Annotated in this window: 14 protein-coding genes; 10 read left to right on the top strand and 4 right to left on the bottom strand. The window is 45.0% G+C overall.

Annotated elements, in window-relative coordinates; all coding sequences use genetic code 11:
- Positions 1-2: 2 nt before the first annotated feature.
- Positions 3-272: a PTS sugar transporter subunit IIB gene (locus MSG38_RS03655; RefSeq protein WP_017064872.1), complete on the bottom strand. Its 270-nt coding sequence runs from the start codon at positions 270-272 to the stop codon at positions 3-5.
- A gap of 284 nt (positions 273-556) precedes the next feature.
- Positions 557-1033: a hypothetical protein gene (locus MSG38_RS03650; protein ID WP_048609093.1), complete on the bottom strand. Its 477-nt coding sequence runs from the start codon at positions 1031-1033 to the stop codon at positions 557-559.
- A 613-nt stretch (positions 1034-1646) separates the two neighbouring features.
- On the opposite strand from MSG38_RS03650, the gene MSG38_RS03645 reads away from it, so the two are divergent.
- The 8 genes from MSG38_RS03645 to MSG38_RS03610 all read left to right on the top strand — a co-directional run bounded on the left by MSG38_RS03645 (position 1647) and on the right by MSG38_RS03610 (position 12097).
- Positions 1647-2855 (top strand): NupC/NupG family nucleoside CNT transporter, encoded by a 1209-nt coding sequence (locus MSG38_RS03645; protein WP_017060598.1) that lies wholly within the window; start codon positions 1647-1649, stop codon positions 2853-2855.
- 300 nt (positions 2856-3155) lie between these two features.
- Positions 3156-3425 (top strand): hypothetical protein, encoded by a 270-nt coding sequence (locus MSG38_RS03640; protein WP_017060599.1) that lies wholly within the window; start codon positions 3156-3158, stop codon positions 3423-3425.
- 114 nt (positions 3426-3539) lie between these two features.
- Complete coding sequence (locus MSG38_RS03635; protein ID WP_048661573.1) at positions 3540-4973, top strand: TolC family protein; 1434 nt, start codon at positions 3540-3542, stop codon at positions 4971-4973.
- Complete coding sequence (locus MSG38_RS03630) at positions 4970-6199, top strand: efflux RND transporter periplasmic adaptor subunit (RefSeq protein WP_248401014.1); 1230 nt, start codon at positions 4970-4972, stop codon at positions 6197-6199. Before MSG38_RS03635 ends, MSG38_RS03630 begins: the two co-directional genes overlap by 4 nt.
- Positions 6200-6201: 2 nt before the next feature.
- On the top strand, positions 6202-9390 hold the full coding sequence (locus MSG38_RS03625) for an efflux RND transporter permease subunit (protein ID WP_248401013.1): 3189 nt from the start codon (positions 6202-6204) through the stop codon (positions 9388-9390).
- 135 nt (positions 9391-9525) lie between these two features.
- Positions 9526-10236, top strand: a complete 711-nt coding sequence (locus MSG38_RS03620; protein ID WP_248401087.1) for a response regulator transcription factor — start codon at positions 9526-9528, stop codon at positions 10234-10236.
- Positions 10233-11486 carry a HAMP domain-containing sensor histidine kinase gene (locus MSG38_RS03615; RefSeq protein WP_122082730.1) on the top strand — a complete coding sequence of 418 codons (1254 nt, stop codon included), beginning with the start codon at positions 10233-10235 and terminating at the stop codon, positions 11484-11486. Before MSG38_RS03620 ends, MSG38_RS03615 begins: the two co-directional genes overlap by 4 nt.
- Positions 11486-12097 carry a class I SAM-dependent methyltransferase gene (locus tag MSG38_RS03610; RefSeq protein WP_122082729.1) on the top strand — a complete coding sequence of 204 codons (612 nt, stop codon included), beginning with the start codon at positions 11486-11488 and terminating at the stop codon, positions 12095-12097. Before MSG38_RS03615 ends, MSG38_RS03610 begins: the two co-directional genes overlap by 1 nt.
- 119 nt (positions 12098-12216) lie before the next feature.
- On the opposite strand, the gene MSG38_RS03605 is transcribed toward MSG38_RS03610, so the two are convergent.
- Positions 12217-13365 (bottom strand): DUF3541 domain-containing protein, encoded by a 1149-nt coding sequence (locus MSG38_RS03605; protein ID WP_248401012.1) that lies wholly within the window; start codon positions 13363-13365, stop codon positions 12217-12219.
- 283 nt (positions 13366-13648) lie between these two features.
- Between MSG38_RS03605 and MSG38_RS03600 the strand changes: the two genes are divergently transcribed.
- Both MSG38_RS03600 and MSG38_RS03595 read left to right on the top strand, forming a co-directional pair.
- Positions 13649-15004: a diguanylate cyclase gene (locus tag MSG38_RS03600; RefSeq protein WP_248401011.1), complete on the top strand. Its 1356-nt coding sequence runs from the start codon at positions 13649-13651 to the stop codon at positions 15002-15004.
- A gap of 163 nt (positions 15005-15167) precedes the next feature.
- The gene (locus tag MSG38_RS03595; protein WP_248401010.1) at positions 15168-16808 is read left to right on the top strand and encodes a DEAD/DEAH box helicase; all 1641 of its coding nucleotides are present in this window, start codon (positions 15168-15170) and stop codon (positions 16806-16808) included.
- A 569-nt stretch (positions 16809-17377) separates the two neighbouring features.
- Here MSG38_RS03595 and MSG38_RS03590 read toward each other — a convergent pair.
- Positions 17378-18907: a DUF3612 domain-containing protein gene (locus tag MSG38_RS03590; RefSeq protein WP_082242223.1), complete on the bottom strand. Its 1530-nt coding sequence runs from the start codon at positions 18905-18907 to the stop codon at positions 17378-17380.
- Between the last annotated feature and the right edge of the window lie 78 nt (positions 18908-18985).

Raw genomic sequence — 18985 nt, 5'->3', positions numbered from 1 at the left:
CCTTACATGAAAGTTTTTAGTTGTTCTTCAATTGATGCTTTGTCAAAAATATTTTTAAGGCTGATGATGTTCTCTTTACCAGCGTCTTTTAGTTGGTTTGCAACGTCTGTTGCTGCAACCCAAATATCCGCATTGCTTGATGCTGCAGATGATAGATCTTCGTGATCAACTTCTGCTTCGAAACCGATTTTTTTAGCGACTTCTTTTACTGCCATTTCCATCATTAGAGAAGTACCAAGGCCGTTACCGCAAACTACAAGAATCTTTTTCATAATATTTGTCTCAATTGGATTTTAGGGGTTGAGAAACTTCGTTCTCTTATTGTGTGAGAGCATAGTAATGGAAATATTCAGATTTCAATAAGATCTCCATCACAAAGCTAAAATGAGATTGTGACGGAGATCTCGTTAATTTGTAGTAAAGATCCAGAGTGAGACTTTGATCAAATTTAACTTTTCACTCGAATATGCAACGTATTTTATTGAGAAAGGCGGGCTTAATTAATTTTTATATCAGAATATAAATCTATAGAGGCTTTATTGTAGAAAATAGAGAATTAATCGTATCGACCGTAGTCAGTAAGCATTTTCTTAAGCATGCTATTAACGTCTTTGGTCTTTTTATTTCTTTTAGTCAGTTGGCTAAGAGAGGTTGGTTTTGGTGAGGCAACATTTTCACTGTCGACTTCTTCAGTTTTATCTTTCATTTTCTGTACGGCAGGCAATAACATTCTAATTTCTTCGTTATTGGCATTGGTCAGTACCACAATATTTTCAGATTCAACTTGAGTAATGGTTAGTATCCCGTGTTTAACCGATTCAACCTTTTCACCAATCATAATTGATTCAGGCGCAACAGAACGATCGGTGAGTTGACCTGTACGTAATTTCGCCGCACTAATAGCGCGGATATTTCCGGTATTTTCAAACGCGACAATAACAGTATAGGTATTATAATATTCAACTACTGTCACATAGCCGTGTCTATTTGTTTTGAATCTAGCTCCATTGTTCATGTCGTGCGGAGCTTCCATTTTCTTCACGTGTTTCCTCTCTTAGTCTCGATGGCTGTTATATCTAATCAGCTCTATTGGTATTTTATAGATAATTATTTGGTGAGATCACACAAAGTATATACGCATCTAAACTTAAGATGAATCTTGAAGTCTCTGGAAATGAGGCAGAGCACAGAAAAGTAGTAAGAATCACACAGAATTAACCGAGTGATTACGCTCACACACTTAAAGACTTAACATTACAAATTCAACTCCCTACAGATTGTTTACAGTTTTGAAGCACGAAAACGACGATAAACAATACGTTTTGGCTAATCCTTGACCGCGCGATCGTTTGCGTCAAAAAATGTGATGAAAGTCTCACTTAACTGTTTATACTTCTCTTCCGGTTTTAAGCCGGTGCTTAGCCAATACAAGCCGTCACATGGATATGTGAATGACCCCACGGACCGGACCAGCTACGTTCCACTGCTTGTATAAGGTGATTTTTTACATGAACAACTCGTTGTTACATTCGCTAACCCTGTTAGCTCCTTCATCGCGTAGCGTTTTGCTTGCGGTTCTTTGTCCTGTTCCTTTGATGTCATTTGCTTGGCTCATGTTCACTCTTTAAGGATTACTAGGACACATTATGAATATTCTATTTGGTTTTGTCGGTGTTCTTGCACTGATTGCTTGCGCGTACCTGTTATCTGAAAGTCGTTCTTCAATTAACTGGAAAACGGTCTCTCGTGCACTATTACTTCAAATCGGTTTTGCAGCCTTAGTATTGTATTTCCCATGGGGACAATTGGCGCTAACAAGCCTAAGTAATGGTGTTTCTAGCCTGCTTGGTTTTGCAGACGTTGGTATCGCATTCCTTTTCGGTGACCTTGCTACAGAAGGCTTCATTTTCGCGGTTCGCGTGCTTCCAATCATTATCTTCTTCAGTGCTTTGATTTCTGCGCTTTATTACTTAGGCGTCATGCAAAAAGTGATTCAAATCTTGGGCGGAGCGGTGCAAAAACTGCTGGGTACAAGTAAAGCTGAATCTCTGGTTGCTACAGGTAATATCTTCCTTTCTCAGGGTGAGTCTCCTCTTCTAATTCGTCCCTTTTTAAAGTCTATGACTCGTTCGGAACTGTTTGCTGTAATGGCAGGTGGTATGGCGTCGGTAGCGGGCAGTGTACTTGGTGGTTATGCTGGCCTTGGTGTTGAGCTTAAATACCTTATCGCTGCAAGCTTTATGGCGGCTCCGGGCAGCCTGTTAATGGCGAAGATCATCGTTCCTGAGCGCAGCACACCAAGTGATTACGACCATATCGAACTAGATAAAGCTGACCAAAGCAACGTGATTGATGCATTGGCAAGCGGCGCGATGAATGGTATGAAGGTTGCGGTAGCGGTTGGTACTATGTTAGTTGCTTTCGTGAGTGTGATTGCGATGGTCAACACTGGCCTAGAAAGCCTAGGTGAAACGTTCGGTTTTGCGGGTATTACGCTGCAAGCTATCTTCGGTTACCTGTTCTCGCCTTTAGCATGGTTAATCGGTATTCCGAGTGATGAAGTATTGATGGCAGGTTCTTACATCGGTCAGAAGATCGTTATGAACGAGTTTGTTGCTTTCATCGACTTCGTTGAGAACAAAGCTTTACTATCTGAACACAGCCAAGTAATCGTGACTTTTGCTCTATGTGGCTTTGCTAACATTGGTTCTATCGCGATTCAGTTAGGTTCAATCGGTGTTATGGCACCAGAGCGCCGTGCTGAAGTGGCAAACTTAGGTTTGAAAGCTGTAGCTGCTGGTACGCTAGCAAACCTAATGAGTGCATGTTTAGCGGGTATTTTCATCCTGCTTTAAGCTAGATTCAGTTAAAGCGGACACCTTGCTTACGGAGTTAGCGTAAGGAGGGTGTCCGCTTTTTTGTATCTGTTAATCAGGCGAAATCAGGTTTTGGCTGCGACTTTGATTTGTCTATCGTGAGTAAAAGCTCACTCGGAAGAGTAATAGAGCCAGTTCCTTTTATCCGATATACTTGAATATCATCAGGTTGCGTTTAATAGCATTCGGCTTCGATTAAGAATATTCGGTTTCGACTAAGCATATCCGCTTTCGACTAGGAACAATGGCAACCAAGCTAAATTAATCAAGGGTCTCTCCATGAACATTCGCGTTCTCATCGGTCTTATTGTTACCTTCATTGGCTTGTTTGCGATGGTTTACCTAATTGCCGGCGGCGCTCAGTTTCCTATCTACCAGTGGCCAAAAGAGGCTTATCTCGGTTTGGTGTTCAGCGTCGTGTGGGGGGCTGGTGTTGCAGCGTCTGTAGCGTATTTCTTCTCGGCATTGGTGTTTGTCACTGTCGCCGTAGTTTGCTATGCGATCGGTTATAAAATCGGCGGGCTCTTTTCAAGCAAGTCAGAAGCGTAAAGCAAAAGTTTAAACGTACGCTTTTTGTATTTTCTTTTGGGGTTAACGTTCGCCTTAACCCTCTCTTAACCCCCAGCTCGTTATCTTGTCTCCATTCATACAGGAGACAAGAAGATGAAATTGAATCTTCCTTTAAAACATTCCCTTATTTCACTTGCTCTAATCGGATTGATGGGTTGCACGACAACCAGTCAGGCCGACTATGTTTCACTCGCTGAGCAAAGCACTAATCAGACACAACAAAGCTTACTCGCAGAGCTGATTCAACAGGCTTCTAGTGATCAAGCGTCGACTCAACAAGATCTAGACGCTGAAAACCTACAACTTACCGATTTAGTGAATGCACCGGAGCTCGATCTCTATATCGAGCGTGCTCTGCAGAACAGCCCAAGCCTCCAACAAAGCATTACAGCACTCAAAATAGCTTATGCGCAGCAAGGTGTAACTTCAGGTGATCGCTTACCAACCGTCGATGCGAGCTTTTCTGGTCAAGCTGACGAAGGCACTAACGGCTCAAGCACTACCGAAACCTACACCACTGATGTCACGGTTGGTTGGGAGCTCGATCTATGGCAGAAGCTTGCAGACACAAACAACGCCGCTTTAAAAGACATTGCGACGTCTCAGGCTAACCTTCAGGGCGCTCAAGATCTTTTGGTCGCGAGTGTGATGAGAGGTTGGCTTGATATCAGTTTGAAGCAGCAGCTTGTCGATATCGAATCGCAGCGTTTGGTGATTCTAGAAAATAATGAAGAGCTTGTTTTAGAGCGTTATCGCGCAGGGCTAGGTAGCCTTGAAGATCTAGATAATGCAAAAACGAGCAGCGCATCGACTCAAGCAACCTTAGCTGATTACCGTGAGCAGCTTGCACAAAGCCGACGTGAATTGGTTTTGTTAACAGGGCAATGGAGTGGTGAGTCTGATGAGCTATCCCTTGCTGAGCTAGGTTCGTTTCCAACCATCATTAATCCACTAGACAATATGCCGACACAAGATCTAGCAGGTCGTCCCGATCTTCAAGCGGCTTTCTTCAATATCGAAGCGGAAACTCTGCGCGCTGACGCGGCATACAAAGCGATGCTGCCGTCTATCAGTTTATCTGCAAGCCTGACTGATATGGCGGATTCTCCGAGTGAAGCGCTGCTTACCGGGCCTTTGTGGAGTGCGCTTGGCCAAGTGTCTGCACCACTGTTTCAAGGTGGCAAGCTAAAAGCACAGGCAGAAATTGCAGATCTAACCACAGAAACCAGTTACTGGGCTTACCAAGAGACACTGCTCAATGCGGTGAATGAAGTGGAAAATGCGATGGGGCAAGAGTCCTCATTAACGCTTCAACAGCAACACCTAACGAACGCCTTGGTAAGCGCACAACGCAGCTTCACTAGCTATGAAGAGAAATACCGTCAGGGTTTGGTCGACATTTTTGATCTACTTACTGTTCAGCAGCAAACCTATGACCTTGAAGCGCAGTTAACACAAACCATTTATAACCGTCTCGTAAACCGAATTGATTTAGGCCTAGCTCTGGGCTTGGGAGTATCTTCATGAAACTGAACACCATCACAATTGCAATCACCTTAGTGGCTGGTTCAAGCATTTTTGCTGCCCTTGCTTACAATGGTTCACAAGTGGCTCCTACTCCTCAAAAGACGAATGAACTAACGGTTGCAGAGCCTCAAGCTACGCCTATTCAAACCAAGTCTATTGATACGACGAGCTTGCCTGCTTCACAACAACAGCAAGTGTCTGTGGTACTTGCCACTCTCGGTGACTACCAAGCAGAAGTGGTGGGTTACGGGGAAGCTAAGTCGCGTTACGAATTGATGTTTTCGACGGAAGTTGATGGCCGAGTAGAAACGATCAGCTCTCAGTTTGAAACTGGGCAAGTGATTGGCCAAGGTGAAGTGATCGCTAATATCGATTCGACCAGTTACCAACAAGCGGTAACCCAAGCGAAGGCAAATGTGGCTCAAGCTCAACTGGATTTGTTGGAAGAGCAGAGACAAGGCGAACAAGCTAAGTCTGAATGGCAACGCTCTGGTTTGTCTGGCGAGCCGGATTCACCTTTAGTATTACGCGAGCCACAACTGGCACAGGTAACAGCAGCCTTGGAGAACGCCAAGCTTGAATTGGTGAAGGCTGAGCAAGACCTCGAAAAAACAACCTTGGTTGCCCCTTTTGATTCGTTGGTCGTGAGCCGTGATGTTCAACCGGGAAGCTACGCACAAACGGGCGCTCAGATAGCCACGTTATACAGCGTTGATGAGGTTGAAGTTTCTGTCCCCCTTTCTGAAAGCCAATGGTTGAGCTTACCCAACAGCGATAACACGCAATTGAAAGATCAGCCGTGGCCAGTGACTCTATCGAGTTCTGACGGTCAATTCCAATGGCAAGGTTATGTCGAGCGAGTAGAGCAGCACTTACAACAAGATACGCGTCAGCGCTCATTGATCGTGAAAGTCGATAATCCTTTGGATCAAGAGAAAGATCTTTATCCAGGCACGTTCGTACAAGCGACGATCTCGGGTAAGCAGTTAACCCAATTGTGGGAACTTCCGGCTTCAGCTCTTTCTCAGCAAGGCGACCTGTGGTTTGTGGATGATAGCGGTCAACTTTCGAAATCAAACGCGAATGTTGAATTTGAAAAGGGTGGTTTGATTTACATCGACCCTACCAAATTGAGCCTGGAAATTGGTGACAGTGTACAAGTGGTTAAGCGTCCGTTAAGTAGCTTTAAAGCGGGCATGGTCGTTCTGGCTAAGGCGGAGGGTTAGTCATGTCTCATGAGTTGAAACCGAATAACCAAGCGGACAGTAACCAGAAGCCAACTAAACCGCACACTGGCGCAATCGCATGGTTCGCGAATAACTCTGTAGCAGCGAATTTGTTGTTAGTGGGCGTGATCATCATAGGCCTTTTATCGCTTAACACGCTACGTAAAGAAGCATTTCCAAGCCTTGAACCCGATGTGGTAACTGTATCTGTGACCTATGACAGTGGTGACCCTATTCAGGCGGAAGAAGGCCTAGCGATTAAGATTGAAGATGCGTTAGAAACCGTACCGGGCATTAAGCGTATTACGTCAACGTCTGATGCGAATGGCAGCCATGTTTCGATCGAAAAAACCAGCACTTACGATCTTGATACCCTATTAGCCGACGTAAAAACCAAGGTAGATGCGATCAATAACCTGCCTTCTGGCGCTGATAATCCTGTGATTGATAAAGCTCGCATGCAAGATCATGCCTTATGGGTACAGCTTTATGGGGATGCAGACAGAGCAACGCTGCAGAGCTTAGCCGAGCAATTGAAATCAGATCTACTGAGCCAGTCATCCATTCGTGATTTGGAAATCAAAGCCAAAGCCGATCCTATGATCTCGGTTGAGGTTGATGAGAACAAGCTACAGGCTTACGGCTTAACTCTGACTGACGTTTCTGAAGCGATCAATGCGGAATCTTCTGCGGCTATTTCGACTAGCCTTCGCAATGGCGAAAAAACGGTTCGTTTGAAGGTTTCTGAACAGGCGTATGAGATCCAAGATTTCAATGCGATTCCGGTGATGACGACGACTGACGGTACGCAAATTACCTTGGGTGATATTGCCAATGTAGAAGACATGTTTGCCGACGACACTTTCATGCTGTCTCGCTATAACCAACAGAATGCGATGGCAATTCAGATCGTGATGGATGAATACGGAGACGTCGTCAGCATTGTTGAACAAGCAGAGAAAGTGGTAGAACGCTGGGAAAACAGCAACATGCTGCCGAGCGATGTCGAAATCGAAACTTGGTACGACAAAAGTACCATGATCAAAGACCGCTTAAGCCTATTGATGAAGAACGCGCTCACCGGTATTGCATTGGTGTTCATGGTGTTAGCGGTATTCTTAAACGTGCGTGTCGCTTTCTGGGTAGCAGCTGGCTTACCGTTTGTCTTTTTTGGCACCATGTTCTTCATGACAGATACCTTCATGGGGTTAACCATCAATGAAATGACCACCTTTGGTTTCATTATGGCGCTCGGGATAGTAGTCGATGATGCGGTGGTGGTTGGGGAAAGTATCTATTCCACGCGCAAAGAAGAAGGCGATTCGATAGGCAGTACTATACGAGGCACCATGAAGGTGGCATCACCAACTATATTTGGTGTGTTAACGACAGTTGTTGCCTTCTTAGCGTTAGCGAATGTTGACGGTAAAATGGGGCAAATTTACGCTCAATTCGGCACGGTCGTGACTATCTGTTTGTTGCTGTCTTTAGTTGAGTCTAAGTTCATCCTGCCATCACACCTTGCGCACATTAATACCAAGCGCAGCGACAAAAAGGGGCTTTGGGCTCGTGTTCAACATGCTGCCGATACTGGACTCGGTTGGTTTAATAAGCGCATCTATTGCCCTGTGATTGAATGGGCGCTGAAACTGCGTTATGCCGTGGTGATGGTTTTCTTGTCGCTACTAATCTTAGTAGCAGGATTACCAATGACAGGCGCGGTTCGTGTGGCGTTTTTCCCTGATATGCCGGGCGACACAGTAACTGCCGATATGTCGATGCAAAACGACGCGAGTTTTGGTCAAACCCAACAAAACTTGTTGGTGCTTGAAGCGGCGGCGACACAAACGGATGAAACTCTGAGAGCGCAATACGGTGCTCAAGATGAAGCATCGGAACTGCTTAGCCTTCAGGTTATCGCCGATGCTGATGATTCTGGCCAAGTTAAAATTGAATTAGATAGCGACAGTGTTTATACATCGAACGAGTTTGCAGATGCTTGGCAAGAGACAGTGGGCCAGATGGAAGGGGTTAAGAAGCTCAAAGTCTTGTCTAAAATGGAGATGGTCGACAACTTCAAAGTAGAATTGAAAGCGTGGAATGAAGAATCAGTGACTGCGGCGGGTAATGAGTTCTTAACTAAACTGCAAGCGATTGAAGGTGTGAGTGGCATTGATCATAACTTGGATCTTGGCGAGCCTCAGTATCGTTTCGAATTAACACAACAAGGTCGCGCGTTAGGGTTTGATACTGCAAGCCTTTCGCAACAAGTACTGCAAGCGTTTGGTGGTGATATTGTTCAGCAGTTCCAACGTGGTAAAGATGAGGTGAAAGTCCGTGTTCGTTATCCTGAATCGGATCGTCAAACCATTGCGGATATCAAGCAATCGAGCGTGAGAACCAACAACGGCACCGTGGTACCTTTGAGCACAGTCGCTGAAGTATATTCTGATTACCAAGTATCAGAGATCACACGCATTGATAGCCAACGAGCGGTGTACATCAGTGCAGTATTAGACAAAGACGTGGTTGCACCTGCAGAGCTAGTTCATCAGCTGCAAGATACATTAGTGCCCGATTTAGAAGCGCAATACCCGGGGTTAACGGTCGACTTTGCTGGCGAAACGGAAGAACAAGAAGAGACGGCTAGTTCAATGATGAGTATGTTCATACTTGCCATGATAGCGATTTATACCCTTCTTGCTATTCCGCTGAAGTCTTACATTCAGCCGGTGATCATCATGACAGCGATTCCATTTGGTATTGTTGGAGCAATCTTAGGGCACTGGTGGAATGACTTAACAATCAGTATCCTATCGTTAAACGGTATCCTTGCGTTGAGCGGTGTGGTGGTGAACGACAGCTTGTTGTTGGTATCTCGTTTTAACGAACTAATCAAAGAGGAGGGCAAGTCGGTTCACGATGCGATTGTTGAAGCGTGTTCTGGTCGACTAAGAGCCGTGTTACTCACATCGGTCACCACGTTCGCAGGTTTGACGCCACTATTAAGTGAAACGTCTCTGCAGGCTCAGTTCCTGATCCCTGCGGCAGCGGCGCTAGGCTACGGTATTTTGTTTGCGACGTTTATTACGCTGATTCTGACACCTGCATTGTTAATGATTCAGTGTGAGATTAAGTCTCTGATTCTTAAAGTCACAAATCGAGTCAAAGGCATTGAACAAACAGCTTAACAATGGCTAAGCTAATGATATCTAGGCTGATGAATGCCGAGATATCATCAGCTGAATAGGTCTAGGCTCGCTACAGATTAAGATAGTAAAGATCACTACAAAGCTACACTACAACTAACAATAGAGGTCGTCATGATGGTAGAATCCGTCACTAATAAACTCACAGATAAGCTTCAATTGCTTTTGGTTGAAGACGACCTCGATTTGGCCACTGCGGTTATTGATTACCTCGATTTAGAAGATATCCAGTGCGATCATGCAGCGAATGGTTTAGCTGGACTCAACCTCATCGAAACAAACCGATATGACGCGGTCATTCTCGATCTTAACTTGCCTAAAATGAACGGCTTACAGGTGTGTGAGAATCTCAGAGCGCAGGGCATTGATACACCCGTTTTGATGCTAACTGCACGTGATACGCTTGATGATAAGCTGACAGGCTTTTCAAAAGGGGCCGATGATTACCTGGTGAAACCTTTTGCAATGGAAGAGTTGATTGTTCGAGTGCAAGTGTTGGCGAAGCGACGCAGTGGTCAGGTTCGCCGCTTGTCGGTAAGCGATTTGGAAATCGATCTCAAACAGCATCAAGCCTATCGTGATAATTCTCCTTTAAAGCTTTCGCCTACCGCACTCAAAATACTGGAAATCTTGATGCGCTCTAGCCCTAACCCTGTTTCTCGCGAGACCATCATGCAGGGCGTGTGGGGCGACGATCAACCAGACAGTAACAGCTTGAAAGTGCATATCTTCAATCTGCGTAAACAAGTGGACGCGGAACAAGACAATAAGCTGCTGCATACCATTGCGGGTAAAGGGTTTGCGATTAAGGAGTTACGACAAGCATGAAGATCAGACCAAGCCTAAGGATCTACGTTTTGTTGGCGATTCTGGTTACAGGTGTCACGACGATTCTGGTTCTTTCTGCGTTGAGCGTAAACTACTTTGTCTCGGGGATGGATATCGCTATGCGTGGCTCTATGATTGCCCAAGCACAACAAGATGCGGTGAAGGCGGGCAAGCCTATGACCAATCAAGAATTTACGGTGGCGACCCAATGGAGCGACTTGCCACAAAGTATTCAGAACAACCTTAACCAGAACGAACTGCAATTCAACCGCATGACCAAAATAATCATTGGCAAATCTATATTCTCACCTCCCGAGAAAGGCTATTTCGCCATGAAGGTGATGAAAGGTAATGAGGTTCGTTATGTTTCTGCGGTGTTTGCTCAAAAACATGACCCTTTCATTAATGACGAAGGGCTTCCGCACTTTATCACGATTTTTTTGACCGCACTGGGTGCGATTGTATTGTTTTTCGTTATCTTGGTTTTGGTGTTACGTAAGGTGGCATCGCCTGTTGAGCAGCTAAAGAACTGGGCCAAATCGCTAGATAAAGATAACCTCAATGAACCGACACCTGATTTTCACTTCAGTGAACTGAACACCTTGGCTAACATCATTCGTGATAGTTTGAGTTCGGTTCAAAACAGCTTAGAACGAGAGCAGAAATTTTTGGGTTACGCGAGCCACGAATTACGTACTCCTATTGCGGTCACAAGAACCAATAGTGAATTGCTAGAGAAGTTGATTCAAAAGGGAAAGAGCCCAGAAAAGCAGCTTGAAGTGATAGACCGAATCAAGCGCGCGGGTTTCACCATGACAGACCTGACAGAAACCTTGTTGTGGCTTACCCGACAACAAGACAAAGATCTGCCTCTGGAAAACATACATCTTGGCGAACTGTTGCAACAAATAAACCACGATTTAAGCTATCTATTGAATGGCAAAGCTGTGGCTGTGAATCTTAAAAGTGACGACACACAATGCCAATTGCCACTAGGACTCACACGAATTGTGCTGACCAATTTGCTTCGCAATGCTTTCCAACACACTGGAAGCGGTACCGTGGGCATCGTTCAGGTAGGCTCGAAAGTCACCATTGTTAATCACAATACTGACGGCACGATAGAAGACAATCATTTGGGCTTTGGCCTAGGGTTAGAGCTCACTGAAAAGCTGCTCGCGCAATATCAATGGCAATACCATAACCAAGAGCTGGCTGGTGGTCGTGAAGTGTGGGTGGATTTCTCATAATGCACTGGCTCGATCGTTGGAAGGTGTATCGCTATCATCGGAAACAGACTAACCGCTCGAATGGCGACAAGGCTAAAGCTTTAGGTTGGACTAGCGAAGAGAGCCAGTTGTGTCGCTTTGAAGTGATCGCTCGTGCGGCGGACTTCGAAAAGAAGAGTGTTTTAGATTTAGGTTGCGGCTATGGCGAGCTGTTTGAGTTGCTCGACAGTATCTACCGTATTCGCTCTTACACAGGCGTTGACCAGCACGCTGATTTCCTAAAAAAGGCCAAGCAAAACTACACCGAAGCTCAGTGCAAATTCATTGCGGGTGACATAAGTAAGATGAACCTAGAAGCGCACGACGTGGTTATCGCAAGTGGTTCACTGAACTATGTCTCTCGTGACTCTGATTATCTGACAAACATGATTACTCGCATGTATGAATTGGCGAATCAGACGGTGATTTTTAATCTTCTCAACTCAAGTCACTACCCTTCACGAAATACCTTGATGAGTTATCACTCTCAAGGTGTTTATCGCTTCTGTAAAACGTTGTGTGACGATGTCTCCTTAATAGAAGGTTACACAGAAGGGGATTTCACGATAGTGATGAACAAAGTCTGCCCCTGAACTCAAACTTAAACCTAAGCCAGAATGACGTGATGGTGTGGAAAGAATTAAAAAAGCCGCAGGCCTCGAAAGGTGTGCGGCTTTTTAGGTTCTTAGATTAACCTCGGCTAGGTATGTTGCTAGTTCTTCTGCGGCTGGTTTTTAATGAGTCCGTAAGGGATGTTAGTAAACATCTTAGGGTTGCCCTCATAAGTCGGCGCTTCATTCACTTGCTGCCAATCGAGTAGCATGATTGCTAGCACGTTGCGGTGTTCACCGTACTCAAGGTCAAAATCGCCAGTAATTGAAGGGATCATCCCTTGTTTCTCATCGATTGAAGCTTGAATCGCGAGTCGAGTTTTCTCTACAACTGGGTCATCTTCTAAACCTGCCAATAAGAAGGTTAATCCAACCTCAGCAATCACATCTTCTTTTGCACGAAGCAAAATCGTATCGATGTTTTCTCTAAAGTAATCGTAGATCCATTGATGATCTTGTTCGCTGACTTGATGTTGGTAATATTCTGAGTCGCCAAAGATGACGTGTGTCATACCATAGATCTTATTGCCGTATTGCTGGCTTGAAAGCTTTCTGTCTTTATCGTCTGGGTATGCTTTTTTGAAGGTATCGACGAACTCATCAACGACATCTTGCTCACCCAGTTGACGCAACCAGTAAACCTGATTCGCTAACTGAGCAGCCCACGCTTTCACCATGTCTTCATTGGTCACGTATCGAGAGAAGTCATAGCGACGAATGATTTCGCGCAGCTTGGCATCGTTCTTGTGTTCTAAACCGTATTCATTAGCACGAGCCATAGAGCCTAGAAGGTCAACACCAAGATAAAGGTACTCAGGCATGTGCTTGGTGATGTTATAGCGTCGAACACTGCGCTCATCGTTATCACCAATATAAGATGCAACTCGCTTCTCTGAGTAGAGTACGATTTGTTCCATGGTTTGAACGTCATTCGACAGGGTGCTGAGCTTGCTTGCTACTCGAGCCATGTCGCTCCACACCGCCGCTGAATACTTGTCGTCTAATGTTTGACGATACATGCGCAGCCCGTAGTGACCTTCTTTGAATGCAGGCAGAGTGTAAAGCTGGCTTTCATAGGTGGTGCGAATGAGGTCAGCAGATTGCTTGAAAGATTGTTCTTGAGAATTGAGCGAATCTGCTTGGGATTGAACGTTCACTGCGGTTGGCGCTTGAACGTGTTCTTGTGCATGAACGGCAACGGCAACCGAGGCTGATAGCAATGTACACAGTGTGATAGTTTTTAACTTCATGTCGTGAGGTACCAAGCTGATTATTAGTCTATGTAAAATAACATTGATGAATCCTTTAATGTAAGCGTTGAGTCAATACAATGTAAGCTTTATAAGGTTCACTAACCCTTTTTGATTAAACCATTCGTTTAGTAAAGAAGTTTGAAGTGATGGATCACTCAATATTTGATAGATAGTCGACGTTAGTATGGATTTTTAATGACTTAGCGGCATACTGGGGCAATAAGCCAGAAATGAGCCGTTATAAGGCAGTATATAGAACAATAGTGTTAGAGGTTCGTAAATGCCAAGTGGTTCTAGCAAGCAGTGGTCTGCCAGAGTAGTATCTTTTCTTTTTTTTCTTGCGATGGTAAGCGCAATTGAGTTCTTTCATGCCAAGCAATTAACTTTTCTTAAAAACGAATCGTATTCAGAGGCAAAAAAGCAACTATCCATTATTCGTTCTCGGATTGAAGCCGCGATCGTGTCAGATATGTATATCCTCAATAATTTCTCGACCTTAGTGACCATCAACCCCGATGGTGAGGTGAAAAATTGGGATAAGATTGCTGAGAATATCATTCAAGATGGCTTCCATATTCGACTTATCGGACTCGCCAAAGACGACATTCTAAACTTTGTTTACCCGCTGGAAGGCAATGAGCAGATTCTCGGTATTAATTATCGTGATCACCCAAATCAATGGGAGTCTGTTGAGATAGCCCGTAATCTTGGCAACACCTTTATTGCCGGTCCTTTTGAGTTGTTTCAAGGTGGGCAAGCTCTTATTACGCGTACTCCGATCTTCCGAGACCCGCCTTTCAATCAAGATTACTGGGGTGTCTCCAGTGCTGTTATCGGTTTAGATGAGCTGTTTGAAGATGTTGGCATCGGCAAGATCGAGAATAAATATGAACTCGCTATTCGTGGTGCAAACAGTTCAGGTAAAGATGGCGCTGTCTTTTATGGTACTCAGGATGTGTTCGATAATGCGTTTGCCACTGAACAGGTAAGTTTTCCATACGGTGGTTGGTACCTTGCTCTCTCCGGTAACGAACACGTATTAATGGATCAGCCTTGGTATCGCATCCAAGCGGTTAGGCTGGTGGGCTACTCCATTATATTAGTGTTGGCGTTTGCCTTCTTTACTATTTATCGCCTGTACCGCATTGCAGATAGCCGCTCTATGCATGATGAGTTAACTATGTTGCCGAATCGTCGATACTTCATGTATAGCCTCAAGCAGGCCTTCAAAACCACTCAAAAACAGAGAGCGAGAACCTTTGCTGTTGTAAATATCGACCTCGATGGGTTTAAAGCAATCAACGACACTTATGGTCACGCGGCAGGCGATCAGGTATTGATCGAGTGTGCTAACCGCATCAGAAGTGAACTGCGTGTTTCAGATATTGTCGCAAGGATAGGCGGTGATGAGTTCTTGGTCTTATTGCCACGCATCATCGATGATCAACACGTATCGTCGATCGTGACTAAACTACGAAAGGCGATATGCTCGGCACCAGTTGTGTACGAGGCGCACTCTATTTATCTCAGAATCAGTGTGGGTTGGGTTATTCAAAATAACAACTACAATGATGTCGATGCGCTCTTAAAAGCCGCTGATGAAAAAATGTACGAACAGAAGCGACAAGTTATCTAGGTTGAATTTGAGCTGCGATTAGAATTTAGTTGCTGAATGTGGGGAAAAGCCTCAGAATACCGCGCTTTGCTCCGTATCAATGTATTTGATGAGCAAAAGCTGAAGCAACGCACTTTTTAACGTGTTGCTCATACTAAATGTTATTCAACTGAGAAAATAATCTATGAGTTTTACCTCCCTTGGCCTTTCTGAACCGATCCTTAAAGCTATTGAAGCACAAGGTTACGATAAGCCATCACCAATACAAGAGAAAGCCGTGCCAGCTGTCCTAACGGGCAAAGATGTTATGGCCGCTGCTCAAACAGGTACAGGTAAAACTGCAGGCTTCACGCTACCTATTCTTGAAATGTTATCGAAAGGTACTCGCGTACGTCAGAACCAAGTTCGTGCGCTCGTGCTAACGCCAACTCGTGAGCTTGCTGCGCAAGTGAATGGCAGCGTAGTGAAGTACGGTATTAACTTACCGCTGACTTCGACGGTAGTGTTTGGTGGTGTGAAGATTAACCCTCAGATGCAAAAACTGCGTAAAGGCAGTGACGTGTTGGTGGCAACACCTGGTCGTCTACTTGACCTATACAACCAAAATGCAGTGCGTTTTGACCAACTAGAAATCCTAGTGCTAGATGAAGCGGACCGCATGCTAGACATGGGTTTCATCCGCGATATCCGTAAGATCTTAGCTTTCTTGCCTAAGAAGCGTCAGAACCTACTGTTCTCAGCGACGTTCTCTGATGATATCCGCAGCTTAGCGAAAGGCTTGGTGAACAATCCTGTTGAGATTTCAGTAAGCCCTGCAAACTCGACGGCAAAAACGGTTGAGCAAAGCATCTACCCAGTAGACAAAAAGAAAAAGAGCGCAATGCTAGCGAAGCTAATCAAAGATAACGATTGGCGACAAGTGTTGGTGTTCAGTAAGACGAAACACGGTGCTAACAAGCTTGCTCGCTTCCTTGAAGAGCAAGACATTACAGCGGCGCCGATTCATGGTAACAAGAGCCAAGGTGCACGTACTAAAGCCTTAGAGAACTTCAAAACAGGTAAGGTACGAGTACTTGTTGCAACTGATATCGCAGCTCGTGGTATCGATATCCCACAACTGCCTCAAGTAGTTAACTTCGATCTTCCTCATGTATCAGAAGACTATGTACACCGTATCGGTCGTACTGGCCGTGCTGGTGAAGTAGGTAAAGCGATTTCATTGGTTTGTGCGGATGAAGTGGGTGAACTGTTCGGTATTGAACGCCTTATTCAACAAGTGCTAGAGCGTCGTGAACTGGAAGGTTTCTCTCCAGTAAACAAGTTACCTGAGTCTCGCTTGGATTCACGTCCAATCAAGCCTAAGAAACCGAAGAAAGCAAAACAGCCACGTGAGCATGCTGATGGTCAACGCTCTGGTGATAACGCTCGCGGGCACAAGCCAGCAGGTAAGAACAAGCGTCATGTAGCTGGCAATGGTTCGGCGCCAAAGCGTAAACCAACATCTGGAAAGAAACCGGCTGAAAACAATTCAGCTGCGACAGGTGAAGATAAATCAGTAAGAAACAACGGCAGCAACTTTAAGCGCGGTAGTGCGGGCAATAAACCTGTTGCAAATAACGCGGGTGCTCAGAACACTCTAAGCAAACCAAGCGGTGCGGGTAAATCTAACGGTACTGGTAAGCCAAACAACGCGGGTAAACCTGCAGGCAAGCCTAAGAAGTCTGGTTACGGCGGTAGCTACGGCCCAAGCAAGTCGTCAAATAAGCCGACAGGCAACAAGCCTTCACCGTCGAGAAGCCGCTCTAAGCCAGCTCCTCAGAAGTAATCTTTTCTGAGATATTGAAAGAGCAACGAACAGGAGTCGCTTTATAAAAAGGCGTCTCGTGGGTTAAGTTCTTTCTGTCATAGAAATCAAATAAGCGCGAATATTGAATTTCAATGTTCGCGTTTTTTTATGGGCGTTGTTTAGGGTGTTGTGTATGTTGAGTAGCCGTTTATGTTGAGTAACCTAGGGAGAGGTTTATTGTTGTTTAAAGTGATTGAATCTAAGGGAAATATGGCATTTTTGGGAAGGGTAATGAATCTTTAATGATTTATTAATAACAACATAATCACTAGCGTTTTTGTTGAATTTCGCAATTTGCAATTCCAGTTTGCAAAACAAACAAGGATATACGGCTAATACGTGTCCAGATGCGTAGTAAATACGTGTTTTAAAAGTTGGCACGCATGCTGCATTAGTAATGGTGACCCTTCTTAAGCCGAGGGTCACCTAGCCAACTGACGTTGTTAGTGAACCTTTTTTTGTTCACACAAAATATATGACCAATCACCCTTATTGTGATTGGTTTTTTTTTGCCTGAATTTTAGGTTCTATTTTTTGTTATTACTTTTTTACTCACCACACTTCGAGTAACAGCTTGGCTGGCGTGGGCATTCTCCACCTCTGGAGCAGATAAGCCTCGCCTCTGTCTCAATCCCACGTTCAATCCAATTTATATTTAGAATCTTGGCTATTGTTGTGAGATCTTTCTTGATGTTACGCGGAATTACCACAGAGCCACCATTATTAACGCATGACGCTTTTAGCTGTTCTGCTATGTCTCTTGAATTACCGCCTTGAGCATCAATCGCAGGGTTGAGATCTATACCAGCACACAACACACGATTGTTACCCGCAGGATCTGTCATATTGATGGATTCACAGCAGTAGATCCTTGGCTCATCGCCCACATTCAAAATGGAGATTTGAGCCGAGCTTCCCGCTCGAGGTTCTGATAATCGACGGAACACAGCCCAATGTTGACATGGGTCAGCGACCGTTCTCATATTTCCCCAAGGTAGTGGAATCCCGTTCCCGCGATATACCGCCTTGAGTTTCCCCGGCCCATAAGCATCAAAGTAGTGCCAGTGAGGGTAGGGCGATACTACAGTCATTCGACGCATCGCAACAGAGGGGGAAACCCCTGCTCTTTTGTGAACGTCGATTTCGTAACCAGTGCGATCGAGTAGCTGTCTAAATGGAACTTTCGGACACAGAAGTGCGCCGGCAAAGAAGCTGGATTCAAAGTCTCGCCATGCTTGAAGAATATCTTGGGAGTTGAGCTGTGAAGAGCCTGATACCTGGTTGTCGTCCCATGTGTTGTTGTTACCGACCGACAACACACTCTTTAGGCCTTCTTTGCTGTGCAGAATGCAATGGCCGATATAAACCGAAAGGTCGTATTTCAGGCGAGTCGGATACTCTTTGAGAATCTCGTTTAAGAAGATAGTACCCGGAGGCTCGAAGAAGGAGGTCACTAACTGCTTAGCGTTAATTCCGAGCTCATCAACTACGTCTTGCGGCGTGCGCGTCACCCAGCGGATGTTGATTCCTAGGCTTCTAGCGATGTCTATCAGGTCTTCTACGCTGAGGTTAAGACGTTTTAAGCCGACTTCTTCCGCAGCGCGCTCAAGGTCAGGGAAGTGGTTTTGGTTGCTCTCTTGGTGTGCTCGAATCAAGAGGTGCGCAAACTGGCGGCCCGAAATGCCCGTTTGTGACAGCATCTCAGGAATCGCAATTTGCAGGATGTCGTTTGAGAATAGGAAGCTCGGCTCGAGCGCCATGCCACTTATCCCACCACGATTCCCCTTATCAGGAGCAATGGCTTGCTGTTCAGATTCGTCGTCAAGGAACCACGTTGGATTCTTCTGAAAGACCTGTGCAATCACTTCCAGCATATCGATACTTGGAACCCGCTTTCCCCGTTCAATCATTGAAAGGTAAGAAACGGAAGGGGCACATTCTGGGTCGATTCTAATACAACGCGCAGACAGATCTTCCATCGTTAAATGGTTACGTTTTCTTAGGTTACGTATCTTCGTACCTAGGAAATGTGACTGACGAACTAAACTTTTTGACAAGGCCATATTTGTAAAATTCACATTGTAAAATTTTTGTTGTGAAATTGTATGTAAAAAAGCGCTAATCTACAAACTAAGCAATTCACAAAATGACAAATA

The organism is Vibrio sp. 1CM24A (genome assembly GCF_023161725.1).
Lineage (GTDB): Bacteria > Pseudomonadota > Gammaproteobacteria > Enterobacterales > Vibrionaceae > Vibrio > Vibrio coralliirubri.
This window is presented reverse-complemented; position numbering and strand designations above follow the sequence as displayed.